At 38.0% G+C, this 13,694-nt stretch carries 14 protein-coding genes; 6 read left to right on the top strand and 8 right to left on the bottom strand.

Annotated elements, in window-relative coordinates:
- The first annotated feature begins 1 nt into the window (after position 1).
- Positions 2–1,345, top strand: coding sequence for an N-succinylarginine dihydrolase (gene astB / locus F928_RS16990; protein WP_005078406.1), 1,344 nt, complete (start codon positions 2–4; stop codon positions 1,343–1,345).
- Between the two features lie 12 nt (positions 1,346–1,357).
- Positions 1,358–2,332, top strand: coding sequence for a succinylglutamate desuccinylase (gene astE, locus F928_RS16985; RefSeq protein WP_005078403.1), 975 nt, complete (start codon positions 1,358–1,360; stop codon positions 2,330–2,332).
- A gap of 61 nt (positions 2,333–2,393) precedes the next feature.
- Here astE and F928_RS16980 read toward each other — a convergent pair whose 3' ends face one another.
- Positions 2,394–3,122 carry a hypothetical protein gene (locus F928_RS16980; RefSeq protein WP_005078401.1) on the bottom strand — a complete coding sequence of 243 codons (729 nt, stop codon included), beginning with the start codon at positions 3,120–3,122 and terminating at the stop codon, positions 2,394–2,396.
- Between the two features lie 586 nt (positions 3,123–3,708).
- Here F928_RS16980 and F928_RS16975 point away from each other — a divergent pair.
- Positions 3,709–4,017, top strand: coding sequence for a hypothetical protein (locus F928_RS16975; RefSeq protein WP_005078399.1), 309 nt, complete (start codon positions 3,709–3,711; stop codon positions 4,015–4,017).
- 35 nt (positions 4,018–4,052) lie between these two features.
- Positions 4,053–5,408 carry a S8 family peptidase gene (locus F928_RS16970; RefSeq protein WP_005078397.1) on the top strand — a complete coding sequence of 452 codons (1,356 nt, stop codon included), beginning with the start codon at positions 4,053–4,055 and terminating at the stop codon, positions 5,406–5,408.
- A gap of 103 nt (positions 5,409–5,511) precedes the next feature.
- On the opposite strand, the gene F928_RS16965 is transcribed toward F928_RS16970, so the two are convergent.
- The 3 genes from F928_RS16965 to ilvY all read right to left on the bottom strand — a co-directional run bounded on the left by F928_RS16965 (position 5,512) and on the right by ilvY (position 7,472).
- Positions 5,512–5,943: a hypothetical protein gene (locus F928_RS16965; RefSeq protein ID WP_005067197.1), complete on the bottom strand. Its 432-nt coding sequence runs from the start codon at positions 5,941–5,943 to the stop codon at positions 5,512–5,514.
- A gap of 95 nt (positions 5,944–6,038) precedes the next feature.
- Positions 6,039–6,458, bottom strand: a complete 420-nt coding sequence (locus F928_RS16960; protein WP_002116877.1) for a hypothetical protein — start codon at positions 6,456–6,458, stop codon at positions 6,039–6,041.
- Positions 6,459–6,605: 147 nt separating this feature from the next.
- Positions 6,606–7,472, bottom strand: a complete 867-nt coding sequence (gene ilvY, locus F928_RS16955) for a LysR family transcriptional regulator (protein WP_005078395.1) — start codon at positions 7,470–7,472, stop codon at positions 6,606–6,608.
- A 109-nt stretch (positions 7,473–7,581) separates the two neighbouring features.
- On the opposite strand from ilvY, the gene ydfC reads away from it, so the two are divergent.
- On the top strand, positions 7,582–8,469 hold the full coding sequence (gene ydfC / locus F928_RS16950) for a DMT family transporter (protein ID WP_005078393.1): 888 nt from the start codon (positions 7,582–7,584) through the stop codon (positions 8,467–8,469).
- 172 nt (positions 8,470–8,641) lie between these two features.
- Here the strand turns inward: ydfC and F928_RS16945 are convergent, their stop codons facing one another.
- Positions 8,642–9,091 (bottom strand): hypothetical protein, encoded by a 450-nt coding sequence (locus tag F928_RS16945; protein ID WP_005078391.1) that lies wholly within the window; start codon positions 9,089–9,091, stop codon positions 8,642–8,644.
- A gap of 152 nt (positions 9,092–9,243) precedes the next feature.
- Here F928_RS16945 and F928_RS16940 point away from each other — a divergent pair, with 152 nt between their 5' ends.
- Positions 9,244–9,528 (top strand): YciI family protein, encoded by a 285-nt coding sequence (locus F928_RS16940; RefSeq protein WP_002116836.1) that lies wholly within the window; start codon positions 9,244–9,246, stop codon positions 9,526–9,528.
- Positions 9,529–9,586: 58 nt separating this feature from the next.
- Here F928_RS16940 and F928_RS16935 read toward each other — a convergent pair whose 3' ends face one another.
- The 3 genes from F928_RS16935 to glyQ all read right to left on the bottom strand — a co-directional run bounded on the left by F928_RS16935 (position 9,587) and on the right by glyQ (position 13,687).
- Entirely contained in the window at positions 9,587–10,417 is an 831-nt protein-coding gene (locus tag F928_RS16935; protein WP_005078389.1) for a hypothetical protein, read from the bottom strand.
- A gap of 223 nt (positions 10,418–10,640) precedes the next feature.
- Entirely contained in the window at positions 10,641–12,710 is a 2,070-nt protein-coding gene (glyS, locus tag F928_RS16930) for a glycine--tRNA ligase subunit beta (protein WP_005078384.1), read from the bottom strand.
- Complete coding sequence (gene glyQ / locus F928_RS16925) at positions 12,710–13,687, bottom strand: glycine--tRNA ligase subunit alpha (RefSeq protein WP_002044989.1); 978 nt, start codon at positions 13,685–13,687, stop codon at positions 12,710–12,712. The genes glyS and glyQ overlap by 1 nt, the downstream gene beginning before the upstream one ends.
- Between the last annotated feature and the right edge of the window lie 7 nt (positions 13,688–13,694).

Raw genomic sequence — 13,694 nt, 5'->3', positions numbered from 1 at the left:
AATGAAAGGATATGAAGTAAATTTCGATGGTTTAGTGGGACCAACACATCACTACGCGGGTTTGTCGTTTGGTAATGAAGCATCGACAAAAAACCGTAATAATACCTCGAATCCAAAATTAGCAGCTAAACAAGGTTTGCTAAAAATGAAGGCCTTGGCTGACATGGGAATGAAACAAGGTGTACTTGCTCCGCATGAGCGTCCACATGTTCCAATGTTACGCCGTTTAGGTTTTACAGGTGATGACATTAGCGTTGTTGCTCAAGCAATGCGTCATTCACCTGAACTATTATCATCTTTAAGTTCAGCTTCTCCAATGTGGACTGCCAATGCAGCTACCGTTTCACCTTCGGCAGATAGCCAAGATGAGCGCGTGCATTTTACAGCAGCGAACCTGAACAATAAGTTTCACCGTTCAATTGAAGCTGAAACTACAAGCCAAGTTTTACAAGCGATCTTTAAAAATGAACGCCACTTTGTACACCACGAAGCATTGCCACAAGTGGCTTTGTTTGGTGACGAAGGTGCAGCCAATCACAACCGCTTAGGGGGTGATTATGCTAAGCGCGGTGTTCAGGTGTTTGTTTATGGTCAACAACATTTAAATAATGGCTTGTCAGGACCAAAACGTTATCCTGCTCGTCAAACGCGCGAGGCAAGTGAAGCTATTGCACGTTTGCACCGTTTAGATGATGCGCATACCGTTTTTGTTCAGCAAAATCCGGATGTAATTGATCAGGGCGTTTTCCATAACGATGTGATCGCGGTAAGTAACCAACAGGTTTTATTCCACCATCAACATGCCTTTTTAAATCAAGATCAGGCCTTTGCTGAAATTCGTCAAAAAATGGCAAGCATCGGTGAAGACTTTATTTCAATTGAAGTCCCTGAAAACCGTGTTACCGTTGATGATGCCGTAGCAACCTATTTATTTAATAGCCAAATTTTGACTCGTCCAGATGGTGGAATGACTATTGTTGTACCAGAAGAGTCTCGTCAAAATGCAGCAGTGTGGGACTACTTAAATGACATGATTCAAATGGGCACACCAATTGATGGTATTCAGGTATATGACTTACGTGAAAGTATGCGTAACGGTGGTGGTCCAGCTTGTCTACGTTTACGTGTAGCTTTAAACGAAACGGAATTAAATGCCGTAAATCCAAAAGTACTCATGAACGATCAGTTGTTTGGCACACTCAATCAATGGGTTGATAAACATTATCGTGATCGTTTAGCACAAGAAGATTTGGCTGATCCGCATTTGTTAATGGAAAGCCGTATGGCACTTGATGAACTGACCAAAATTTTAGGTTTAGGTTCGGTTTATCCTTTCCAAAAATAATGAGGAGGTGACATGCAAGATTTTCTAGCATTAACCTTACAAGGTGAGCAGCCTACAACTCGCGAAGGAAAACAAAATAATTTTTCTTGGCATTGGTTGGGTGAAGGACTTCTTGAATGTACGCCAAACGCACAGTACGACAAAGCTGTCGTACTGTCAGCTGGAGTACATGGTAATGAAACAGCACCAATTGAATTGTTATCTCATCTTTGCACGGATTTATTTGCAGGACGTTTAAACCTTGCTGTGAGGTTGCTGCTTGTATTGGGTAACCCTTATGCAATGCGTCAAGGCAAACGCTATGTGCATGACGATGTAAATCGAATGTTTTGTGGCGGGTATAAAACTCTAGGCGTGACTGAAGAATCAAAGCGTGCTGAAGTTTTAGAGCAAGTTGTCACAAACTTCTTTCAAGAAAGTGCAAGTGACGCTAAACGCTATCACTATGATTTACACACAGCAATTCGTGCTTCATTGTTACCAACGTTTGCTTTATTTCCCTATCAAACGCATGGCTATGATGCTGATTTAACAGCAAGTCTTGAAGCAGCCGATTTAGATGCTTTGGTTTATCACAATGCAGTAGGTAAAACGTTTACACATTTTACGAGTGAGAATTTTAAAGCTGCGAGCGCAACTTTAGAGTTAGGCAAAGCCTTACCATTTGGGCAAAATGACTTGAGCCAATTTGCTGCAATTGATGAAGTTATTCGTAATGTAGTTTCTGAGCAAGCCTTACCGCTACGCAATAAAACAAAAATTCGAGTCTTTAAAGTGTCTGATTCTTTAATTAAAAAAGATGAAGACTTCCAGATGAATTTATCTGCTGAAGCTCCGAATTTTTCGACTTTTACCAAAGGTGAAATCATTGCAACTCAACCTTCTGGTAATTATGTGGTTGAGCAAGATCAGGTCTGGATTTTATTTCCAAATCCAAATGTGAAGCTTGGTTTGCGTGCGGGCTTAGTTTTAACTGAGGCGAATTGAATACTTGTTTTTTGAGAAATAAAAAAAGGGCAATTAATTGCCCTTTTTTATTTATAACTGATTAGTTAGTGCCGAAAAGACCTTTAACCCAAGATTTCTTTTCAGCTTTTTGAGTAGATGCTTGAGCGCCAGCATTTACGTTTGCATTTGCATTAATACCAGCAACATTAACACCAACGTTTACACCTGTTTGAGCGTTAACTCCATGAGCTGGTTGAGCTGCATTTAATTTTGCTTGAGCATCTGCTTTTGTGTCAGCTACAAACTCTTTTTGCTCGGCTTGGTTTTGAGCTACACGAGTTTTTACAGCATCTACATGCGCTTGAGCATTAGCTTGTTTTTCAGCAGTAAATTCTTTTTGGTCTGCTTGTTTTTCTGCAACTTTAGCTTTTACAGCATCAACACGTGCTTTTGTATCAGCTTTCGCTTCAACTGCTAGGTTTTTAGTACCGTTTGCAGCTTTAGTTGCTACATTTTTAGTACCTGTTACTGCTTCGGTAGCAAAATGTTTTGTACCATTTGCAGCTTTAGAAGAAAGTTCAGTCACTTTTCCTGTTGTTTTTTTTGTTGCTTTAACTGTAGTGTCAGCCGCTACTTGACCAGCATGCTTTGCTGAGCTACCCACAGTATGTGCAGTATTTTTGACTGTATTGGCTACGCCACTAACAAGACCACCCGGTTGTACATTTACTTGAGCAGAAGCACCTGCATTAACGCCCGCACTTTGTGCAAAAATAGAGGCAGAAGCAAGAACACTTGCAGTAACGATAGCTGTTTTCATCATTTTCATTGCGATATCCTTCAAAGAATATACCCTTTTAGTGAGGTATTTCGTAAACGCAAACGAATCATAGCCAAGGAAATATGGGCTTGGGAACTAACTTCATCAAAATGTTACAACAGTGTTACGTTGAGTAAACAGACTAGGGATAAATTGTGAAGATTAATAAAAATTAATAATAAAGTGAAAAAGAACATTTATTTGTTAGATATTCTAATTAAGCTCGCTTATCTTTCCTTTTTTAAAAAATATCCTTTAATTTTTTCTTTTTCGGTTTTTCTCGACTTGTCCTTTATATCTTTAAATGTGATGTGAATCTAATTATTTATTAGAGGAAACGGCATAATTATTGCTTATTATGAGAATGGAATGCTTTTTTAGCACTTTTTTGAACCATATTCTGCCAGAAATATAAATGTACAGGGCAGAACTGTATTTTTGCTTATTCGGGAAAAGGTACTTTAGCTTTTCTCAGGTTTGTACATTTCATGAAATAGAAATTTCACATGAAATGTATTTAAAGAAATAGCACTTTATTTCGAATAATCAAAAATAAAAATAGATATCTATAAACAAAAAAACAGAGATATGACAGATGAAAATTATTGCTTCCCTTCTTGTATTGGTCGGCTTGGTCGCCGTTGTTCTATATCTTAAGCCGACAAGTGGTGCATCTGATGTGTTCAATTCTGCTTTACATGAGTCGAATTCGCCACAACCAGACACATCGTCCTTTCTTTCTAAACTTAAGGAGCCTACTCAACCTAAAAATCTATCTCAACATTCAACTCATCCTCAATCGGTATCAGCTGATACCGTTCCTTTTTATGACACAAAAAGTGATCTTTCTATTCAACCGATTGATCCAGAAAAAGATCCAGCAAATGAAATAAAAGCGAAATAAGCAAATTGTTAGTTGAAAAACTACGGAGAAAAATAATGCAAAGTAAAACGTTATTTCTATTAGGTCTATGTACGATATTAAGTACAACTGCATCCGCTCTTCCTTTGGATTCTCAAGATGCTAAACAGCGGTTAAATCAAGCAGCAAAACAAAAAGTTTTTCAGGGCAAAATCGATTTGGATGCCTTGGTTAATAATGATTCGAATGATTTAATCGTCGAATACAATATTCCTTCAGTGAGTGTGCCTTCCGGTTTAGAACGGCGGAGTTATATTGCAACAAATAAAAAGAATATACAGGCAAGGTTTAATCGTGCTGGTGGTGTCCAAGTACTTCGGGACTACAATAATTTGCCTTTAGCTTTCTATCGAATTAGTAATCGCGAAGCTTTGGTGACTTTATTAAATGATCCAAATGTTAAAGCAGTTTATCCGAACCGTATTAACCGGACTACGACCAATGAAAGTTTACCTTTAATTAATCAACCACAGGCCAATACCAATGGTTTTACGGGCGAAGGCTCTAGTGTGGCAGTGATTGATACAGGTGTGAATTATCTTCACTCTGATTTTGGCTGTACGGCAGTAAATACACCATCAAGCACATGTCGAGTGGTTTATTCATTTGATAGTGCACCAGATGATGGCGCTTTAGATGATGATGGACATGGGAGCAATGTTTCAGGCATCGTATCTAAGGTTGCTACCAAAACCAAAATTATAGGCATAGATGTTTTTAGAAAGGTCAGATCCCAAGGTAAATGGGTAAGCACAGCTTATGATAGTGATATCCTCGCAGGGATTAATTGGGCTGTAAATAATGCACAAACCTATAATATTAAAGCAGTCAACTTAAGCCTTGGCGTACCGGGTGTTAAATATACCTCGGAGTGTAGTGATAGTAGTTATGGAACTGCATTTGCCAATGCACGAGCTGCTGGGGTAGTGCCTGTAGTTGCTTCAGGCAATGATGCATTTTCAGATGGCATCTCATCTCCTGCTTGTGTTGCTGGGGCAGTAAGAGTGGGGGCTGTTTATGATAGTAATATTGGTGGTGTGTCATGGGGGAACCCTGTGAAATGTTCGGACCCGACCACAGCAGCGGACAAGGTAGCGTGCTTTAGTAATGGTGGCAGTCTTGTGACCTTATTAGCACCGGGAGCAATGATTACGGCAGGTGGCTACACTATGGGCGGTACATCTCAAGCGACACCACATGTGGCAGGTGCAATTGCTCTATTACGGGCAAATCGTGTGAGTCCAACAGAAAGTATTGATCAAACCATCAGCCGTTTAAAAACGACAGGTAAACCAATTACTGACCCAAGAACGGGATTGGTTTTCCCTCGTATTGATTTACTGGCAGCAACAAATGGTTTGACTATTAATTAAATAGCTTATTTATAATTTTTTAAATTAGGTCCAAGAAATTTATAAATGGCTATAACCCGTTGCAAAGGGTAACTTCTGCAACGGGCTTTTTATGAAAAAAGTATTAATTACACTTTGCTAGATTCGCTGGATTAAAGTTGCTTTGGAGTTTTTTGAAATTATTCTGAATTTCTGGATCTTGAATATTAAAAGTCGTTGAGCTTTTGGTTGTAGAGTTGGTTGCCTGATTTAATATGCCTGATTCATCAGGATACTGCATAGTCGATGAGGTCGCTGAAATTAGACCATTATTATTAAAAGTCCAGTGCTCAGTTACATGTCCACCCCCTAAATAGCCAGTAAATTCAATCATACAAGCTTGTTTATCTTGTTTAATGAGTTTGGCTACATTACCTGTGGTAGAGGGATAAGCCTCGATATTCGTATCTTGTTCTAAAACTTGTGCTTGAGAATAAGATGAAGGAGGTGTAGAGGTCGCACATGCAGTTAATGCTAAGCAGCATAGTGTTGAAAAGAGGAGTTTTTGACTATTCATAAGGCAGATTCCTAGCTTTCTTATAGTTAATGACATTATTTCTAGATGAATATCTGGGTTTATAAGCGCGCGAAGTTATCGCGCTATCCAAAAAATTAGTTAGCTGTTGTGCTCGATTTACTTAATTCACCTTGCTCGATCGGGATATTTTCACCATTTCGACTACTGGTAATATTTTGTTTGGCTTGCTCTATTTTCTGTTCAGTAAATACTTTAGCTGTATCTGCTTTTTGTTGAACGACTTCTGCTTTTTCAGCAGTAAATTCTTTGGTGTTTTGCCATTTCTCACTAATTTTATTCGATGTTTTTTCAGAAGCACCTTGAATAGAGTTTCCTAAATTTTGTATGCCTTTGCCTGTTTTATACAACAGTACGCGCCCTAAGCTAGGGTTATCACCATAAGGTTGTGCTTTAGAGGTTGTTTCAACAACTTGTTGTGGCTGTGTTGTTTCTGCAAATAAGGTTGATGAAGCCAATATAGAACTTGCAACGCATAATACTTGTAAGGTTTTCATATGGATCAATCTCCCCAACCAGAATCAAAAGATGAAGTGGTGATCTTACTGTTAAAAATAAAGCTTGTACTGCAATGAGATAAAACCCATACGATTTGATTACGATAAATCATCACTTGATCGCAATAAAGTAATTATCCCAATGACTCATAAACAAAATTCAGACTTAATTAAATCTAAAAACATATCTCGAGCTTTATGGTTGCTCACATTTTTATGCCAGAAAAATTGATTCTGCATAAAGGCAAAGTGTTCAAATTTATAACTTTGGATATGGGCCAAATTTTTATATTGCTCATAAATACTTTTAGGCACTAACGCCACCCCTGAGCCTGCACTGACACAGCCAATAATCGTGGCATAGCTAGTAATGCTGGTAATAGGAAGAGAGATATTCTTCAGTTTAAGCCATTCTTCAAGGGCTGCACGGTAAGGACAGCCTTCAGTCCACATAAAAATTTCTTTACCAATCAGGTCTTCTTGGTTGTGGATTTCTCCCAAAGAATGAGATGCAATCAAGACCATTTCTTCTTGGTAAATACTAAGTTTATTTAGCATAGGAAACTCAATATTGCCCGCGACAATTGCACCATCAAGTTTGTGCTGAGAAATATCGACTAACAGCTGCTTCCATGTGCCTGTAATAATTTGAATGGAAACCTCTGGAAAACGTTGATGATATTTCGCAAGTAAATTGGGTAGGCGAGTTGTAGCTGAAGATTCAATCGCCCCAATTTTTAATGGACCAGAGGGTGGTGCATCAGGATGAATACTTCGTTTTGCTTCATCGCACAGCGCTAAAATTTTATGGCAATAATTAAGAAAGATTTCTCCTGATGGCGTGAGTTTTAAAATTTTTCCTTCCCGATAAAACAGCGGTGCGCCTAGTTCTTCTTCGAGTTGTTTAATGCGCGTTGTGATATTGGATGGTACACAATGTAGTTGCATTGATGCCTTAGCCATTGTTCCGCATTCAACCACGGTCTGAAACATTTTTAACTGTGTGATATCCATGATTTTATCATTCACTTTTAATGAATATTTGACTCAATATAAGTTAATTTTATTCAACTATCCATGCGCATATGATGAAAGAGTTCCATTTCATTAGTGCAGATTTAACATGGCAATTTCTCTTGCTGTCGAAACCCAGCCTCCCGCATTTAAGCTCTATTTATGTATTGCTGTGACTGTCTTTTGTTGGGGTTATTCACCTATTGGCGTGCATAGTGCTTTACATTCATATACACCGCAGCATATTGCCTTGCTCCGCTTTTTGATTGCATCATTTTTTTTACTGCTTTTGATCATGAAAAAAGGCATTCAACCTTTAAAGTGGAAAGATGCTCCTGCGCTTGGGGTGTTAGGATTTTTCTCTGTGACGCTGCATCATCTGCTTATCAATACAGGGCAGCAATATGTGACTGCGGTTGCCTCTAGTATTTTGAGCCAATCTATTCCGTTATTTACCTTTATTATTTCAGCTTTGCTTTTTAAAGAAAAAATTCGTTTCAAACAATGGTTGTGTATTTTGCTAGGGCTTTGCGGTGCCGTGTTGGTGGTCAGTGGAGATCATGGTTTTGGTGTACCGAGTCCTTATAGTTTATTTATTGTTTTGGCTGCAATTGCATGGGGTCTCTACTTTAATTTATATAAGAAATTTGCTTTAAATTATGATGCTTTGAGCATGATGTGCTACATCATTTGGTTTGGGACCATTCCTTTACTATTTTATAGTACTCATTTACCCCATGAAATTTTACATGCTACTTGGCAAGCCAATATGTCTATAGTTTTGTTGGGTATTTTCCCAAGTGCGATGGCTTATGTACTTTGGGGCTATGTTCTTAAAAATATGCCATTAACGATTGCATCTAATTTTTTATATTGCTCGCCCATCGTCGCAATGAGTTTGGCAGTTGTTTTCTTAAACGAAAAACCATCAATGATGGTGCTGTTGGGTGGAGTAATTATTGTGGGGAGTTTGGTATGGATGAATTGGAAAAAATAATTCTTTTACCAAGCTGAGTAGATAATAATGTGGTAGTTATTGAGTGCTGATTTAAAAATGAAAATATTAATTTCATTAAAAAATTCATTTAAATCAGCATACTGAAATAGTTTTTAGAATTTACTTTTATTGATTTTACTATAAAAAAGTTTGGTCATAGCCAAAAATTAAATTATTCGACTCTTTCGACTTTTTCAATATGACTAGAAGAATCATATGTAATTTCAATTACTATTTTCTCTTTGTTAAGTGCTGAGTCTGAGATTGATACTGTTTCGTCCACAGAATCGAGCGATAATTCACTCGGCATTACATTATGTAATGTCGACACGATTGTATTCGCTATTAAGCCGTTATATAAAGCCATTCCATATGCTTTTGGTTTATTGTTAATTTTATAATAAGTGATCGTATCTATCCTTTTCTCACCAATGAGTCTACTTACTACGGGTGGATGGAATTTATCTAGAAATTCATTTCGAGACATTCCAACTAAATTAATCTTTTCTATAGCAGGCGGATTGGTAGTGTCTGGTAAATTGATCCGATGAGGGTTTATAGAACAGGCCATTTGTCCAATGGATAAGATAGAAATAACAAGTAATAAAATATTCTTCTTCATTTATATAGTCTTAATTAATAAAAGCTGCTAATTTATAACGATATTTTTTGAAAATATCAAATTATTATAAAAAGTTTTAATGTAGATGAATTGGGGAATAGGCGTATTATCGAATAAGCTATGTCATGCGCTACTTGCTTTAAGAGAATGAAATGATTGTTGTTACCCTGACCTATAAAAAACCATTAGCTGAAGTTGATGCTGTACTGAAAGAACATATCGCATTTTTAGATCATTACTATGAGCAAAAGAAGTTTTTAGCGTCGGGGCGCCGTGAAAATAGAGTAGGTGGGGTGATTTTAGTTCTAAGCTCTTCGATTCAAGAAGCTGAAGAAATTATGAAAAATGATCCGTTTTATATTCATGATGTGGCTGATTATGACTTTATGTGGTTTGAGCCATCGAAAAGTTTAGAAGAAATTAAAGATTTTGTTTGATTACATTAGAGAACTACTTAAATTTAAGTAGTTCTCTAGTCTTTTTGGTTAATATTTATTATTGCTCAACAATATAAATACTATTTTCGAATACATCTCCTTTACTTGTTTTAACTACACCAACACATAAATTGTCAGGAGTTTGGATAAAAGAAACTAAGGATGTATCTGCATTAGTTTTACAGTTTTTTTGCTTATTCTCATCAAATGCTTTTAAATTTAATTGATGTTGTAAATCTAAAGTGAATACTTGGCTAAGAGCGCTAAATGCTTGATCTGCTTTTTTCATAAATAATAAATTATTTTGAGCTTCCCATTCAGATAAAGAAATACGATCCTTACTTACATAGTGATATAAGCGTTTTGTATCTGCATTATTGTCCGCTGCATTTTTAAATTGTGTTTTTAATCCAAAATTTACTTTTACAATTGGTTTTTCACGGAAAGAGATACGTGAATAAGGCACAATTTTAATTTCAGATGCCTGATTTAAACTTAGAAGTTTGAGAGTAGGATCTGTTTTATTTTGGGTGAGAGCGTCAGTAATTTTTTGATGTATTAACTGGTCAAATTTAATAGGTTGATTGAGAGAGCTTTTTTCAATGGCTGAACTATTTGCATTTTTATCAATTGCCATTGCAACACCTACTCCGATAAGGCCAAACATTCCAGAAACTGGACTGGCTGAAGCACTACTTGCATCACCAACTAATATTTGGCTTTCCTTTACAAAGTAATCACCTGCACCTGATTCAGTCATTGAAGAAAGTTGTTCTGAAGAAACAGAAAGAGAGGTTTGTTTTCCCGCTGCTGGATATTGAATCGATTTGGTCGTTGCACATCCAGTAAATAGTAATGTTGATATGAGTAATAAATTTAAGTTTTTCATTGCAATGATACTTTGTTAAGTTTGGTAATTATTTGTTTTAGTTTATTGAATTGTGGATAAAAAGTGAAGGAAGTAAATAATTCTTATTTATTAATTGAATGTAAAATAATCATTTATAATTATATTGAATGAAATTCTTCAATAAAAAACCATGTTTCCAACTAGAGTGAAAACATGGTTTTTATTAAAGTCTAATTATACAAAAATTAATTTTTATATAATTTTAACCCTGCAACACGCTCACATCAGCAACAGCAGTAAACAAGTTACGTAACTGAGCCAATAAACGTAAACGGTTTGCTTTTAGGTCAGCCTCATCTGCCATTACCATTACACCATCAAAGAATGCATCAATCGGCGCGCGAAGTGTTGCAAGCTTAGAAAGGGCAGCTGTGTAGTCTTTTGCTGCAAGTAATGGTTCAACTACAGGAGTCACTGCTTGAAGCTCAGCAAATAATGCTTTTTCAGCGTCTTCAACTAAGTTCGCTTCAACTACAGAACCTTCTGGTGCTGCTTCTTTTGCAAGAATGTTAGCAACACGTTTATTTGCAGCAGCAAGTGCAGCAGCTTCAGGTAATGTGCGGAAGTGGTTAACAGCATTTACACGCTTGTCAAAATCGAGTGGAGATTTTGGTGCAAGTGCTTGAACCGCTTGAAGTACGTCAACAGCAACGCCTTGGTCTTCATACTTAGCACGGTAACGACCTTCCAAGAATGCAACCGCGTCAGCACGAGTTTTGTCGTGGTCTTTAACGATATCACCATAACCTTGAAGCGCAAGATTTACTAACTCTTCAATCGTTACATCTAATTCATTTTCAATGATTAAACGTAAGATACCAATTGCTGAACGACGAAGAGCAAACGGGTCTTTAGAACCTGTAGGCGCTTGTCCAATACCGAAAATACCAACCAGCGTATCTAAACGGTCAGCAAGAGCAATGGTTGTACCTGTTTTGGTTTTTGGTAAAACATCACCAGCAAATTTTGGTAAATATTGCTCACCTAAAGCTTCTGAAACTTCAGCGTTTTCACCTTCAATACGTGCGTAGTAAGTACCCGCAATACCTTGAAGTTCTGGGAATTCACCAACAAGCTCAGAGGTTAAGTCGCATTTAGCAAGTAATGCAGCTTTTTCAGCATCGGCTGGGTTTGCACCAGTGATTGAAGATAATGCAACTGCAAGTTTTGCAATACGTGTTGATTTGTCCCAAAGCGTACCAAGCTGTGCTTGGAATACCATATTTGCTAGTTTTTCTTTACGAGATGCAAGCGGTTGCTTTTGATCTTGTAAGAAGAAGAATTCAGCATCAGACAAACGAGGACGAACAACTTTTTCGTTACCTTCAATAATTTGAGTTGGGTCTTTAGACTCAATGTTTGAAACAGTAATGAAGTAAGGCTGTAATTTACCTTCTGCATTGATCAAGCAGAAATACTTCTGGTTGTCTTGCATTGTCGTAATAAGAGCTTCTTGGGGAACAGCTAAGTAGCGCTCTTCAAAAGTTGCACGTAACGCCACAGGCCATTCAACGAGGCTTGTTACTTCATCAAGTAAGTCAGCTGGAACAATCGCAGTTGCGTTCACTTCATCAGCTAACTTTTTCACTTGTTCTTGAATAGTTGCTTGACGCTTTTCAAAGTTCGCAACAACGTAAGCTTTTTCTAAAGCAGCTAAATAGTCATTTGCATGCGCTAAAGTCACAGCTTCAGGTGCATGGAAACGGTGACCATAAGTCACATTACCAGCTTTGTGATCTTGAATAGTGGCGTCAACAATTTGGTCATCTTTAAGTAAAAGAACCCATTTCACTGGACGTACAAATTCGGTACGGCTTGCAGCAGAGCGCATGCGCTTAGCAATCGGTAAATTATCTAGCGCAGTTTGTAAAATCTGTGGAAGTAAAGCATCAAGGCTTTGACCTTTTACATCTTTTAAGTAGCAAACTTTTTCAACTTTACCTGCTTGGAAAGTAGAAAGCTGATCAACTGTAATCCCTTGACCACGCATAAAGCCTTCGAGCGCTTTAGTCGGTTTGCCTTCTGCATCGTAAGCCGCTTGAACAGCAGGACCATCAAAACGTTTTTGAGTGTCCGCTTGAGCAGCATCGATATCAACAATTTTAAGGGCTAAGCGACGTGGGGCAGCATAAGCTTCGATTGATGCGAAGTTTAAGCCCGCATCTTTTAAGCCTTTTACCGTTTCTGCCTGTAAAGCATCACGTAAAGTTTTCAAGCTTTTTGGTGGAAGCTCTTCACAGCCAAGTTCGAATAAAACAGTATGTTTGCTCATTAGTTTTTCTCCGCCTTTGCTGCTTCACTTTCAGCTTGTGCTTTTAACTGTGCCAATACTTCATCACGTAAGTGTGGTTCTGCCATTGGGAAGCCAAGCTCTGCACGTGCTTGTACATAACTTTGTGCAATTGCACGAGCCAAAGTACGTACACGTAAAATATAACGTTGACGCTCAGTCACAGAAATTGCGCCACGTGCATCAAGCAAGTTAAAGGTATGAGACGCTTTAACGACTTGCTCATAAGCAGGAAGAGAAAGTTTTGCTTCAATTAAACGGTTTGCTTCTGACTCGTAAAAATCAAACAGTTCAAATAGTTTTTCAACTGGAGCGTATTCAAAGTTATAAGTCGATTGTTCAACTTCATTTTGATGGAATACGTCGCCGTAAGTTACCGTGCCGAATTGGCCTTTGGTCCAAACAAGGTCATAAACCGAGTCAACACCTTGAAGGTACATTGCAAGACGTTCTAAACCGTAAGTGATTTCGCCTGTTACTGGGTAACATTCAACACCACCGACTTGTTGGAAGTAAGTGAACTGAGTTACTTCCATACCGTTAAGCCAAACTTCCCAACCTAAGCCCCAAGCCCCAAGCGTCGGAGATTCCCAGTTGTCTTCTACGAAGCGAATATCGTGAGTAAGCGTATCAATCCCAATTGCTTTTAAAGAATCAAGATAGAGCTGTTGGATGTTGTCTGGATTTGGCTTAAGCACCACTTGGAATTGGTAGTAGTGTTGCAAACGGTTTGGGTTTTCACCATAGCGACCATCTTTTGGACGACGTGAAGGTTGAACGTATGCAGCATTCCAAGTTTCAGGCCCTAAAGCACGTAAGAATGTTGCGGTGTGGAATGTTCCAGCGCCCATTTCCATGTCGTAAGGTTGTAATACGACGCAGCCTTGTTCGGCCCAATAGTTTTGTAGGGCAAGAATTAAGCCCTGAAATGTATCAATGTGCGAGATGGCGCGACTCATGTAGCAT

The sequence above is a fragment of the Acinetobacter pittii ATCC 19004 = CIP 70.29 genome (assembly GCF_000369045.1).
Classification (GTDB): Bacteria; Pseudomonadota; Gammaproteobacteria; order Pseudomonadales; family Moraxellaceae; genus Acinetobacter; species Acinetobacter pittii.
Note: the sequence above shows the minus strand (reverse complement) of the source record. Positions and strands in the feature narration are given on the sequence as shown.

Coding starts and splice junctions, on each gene's coding strand:
- astB (WP_005078406.1), top strand. CDS start 2: ATGAAAGGATATGAAGTAAATTTCGATGGTTTAGTGGGACCAACACAT.
- astE (WP_005078403.1), top strand. CDS start 1,358: ATGCAAGATTTTCTAGCATTAACCTTACAAGGTGAGCAGCCTACAACT.
- F928_RS16980 (WP_005078401.1), bottom strand. CDS start 3,122: ATGAAAATGATGAAAACAGCTATCGTTACTGCAAGTGTTCTTGCTTCT.
- F928_RS16975 (WP_005078399.1), top strand. CDS start 3,709: ATGAAAATTATTGCTTCCCTTCTTGTATTGGTCGGCTTGGTCGCCGTT.
- F928_RS16970 (WP_005078397.1), top strand. CDS start 4,053: ATGCAAAGTAAAACGTTATTTCTATTAGGTCTATGTACGATATTAAGT.
- F928_RS16965 (WP_005067197.1), bottom strand. CDS start 5,943: ATGAATAGTCAAAAACTCCTCTTTTCAACACTATGCTGCTTAGCATTA.
- F928_RS16960 (WP_002116877.1), bottom strand. CDS start 6,458: ATGAAAACCTTACAAGTATTATGCGTTGCAAGTTCTATATTGGCTTCA.
- ilvY (WP_005078395.1), bottom strand. CDS start 7,472: ATGGATATCACACAGTTAAAAATGTTTCAGACCGTGGTTGAATGCGGA.
- ydfC (WP_005078393.1), top strand. CDS start 7,582: ATGGCAATTTCTCTTGCTGTCGAAACCCAGCCTCCCGCATTTAAGCTC.
- F928_RS16945 (WP_005078391.1), bottom strand. CDS start 9,091: ATGAAGAAGAATATTTTATTACTTGTTATTTCTATCTTATCCATTGGA.
- F928_RS16940 (WP_002116836.1), top strand. CDS start 9,244: ATGATTGTTGTTACCCTGACCTATAAAAAACCATTAGCTGAAGTTGAT.
- F928_RS16935 (WP_005078389.1), bottom strand. CDS start 10,417: ATGAAAAACTTAAATTTATTACTCATATCAACATTACTATTTACTGGA.
- glyS (WP_005078384.1), bottom strand. CDS start 12,710: ATGAGCAAACATACTGTTTTATTCGAACTTGGCTGTGAAGAGCTTCCA.
- glyQ (WP_002044989.1), bottom strand. CDS start 13,687: ATGAGTCGCGCCATCTCGCACATTGATACATTTCAGGGCTTAATTCTT.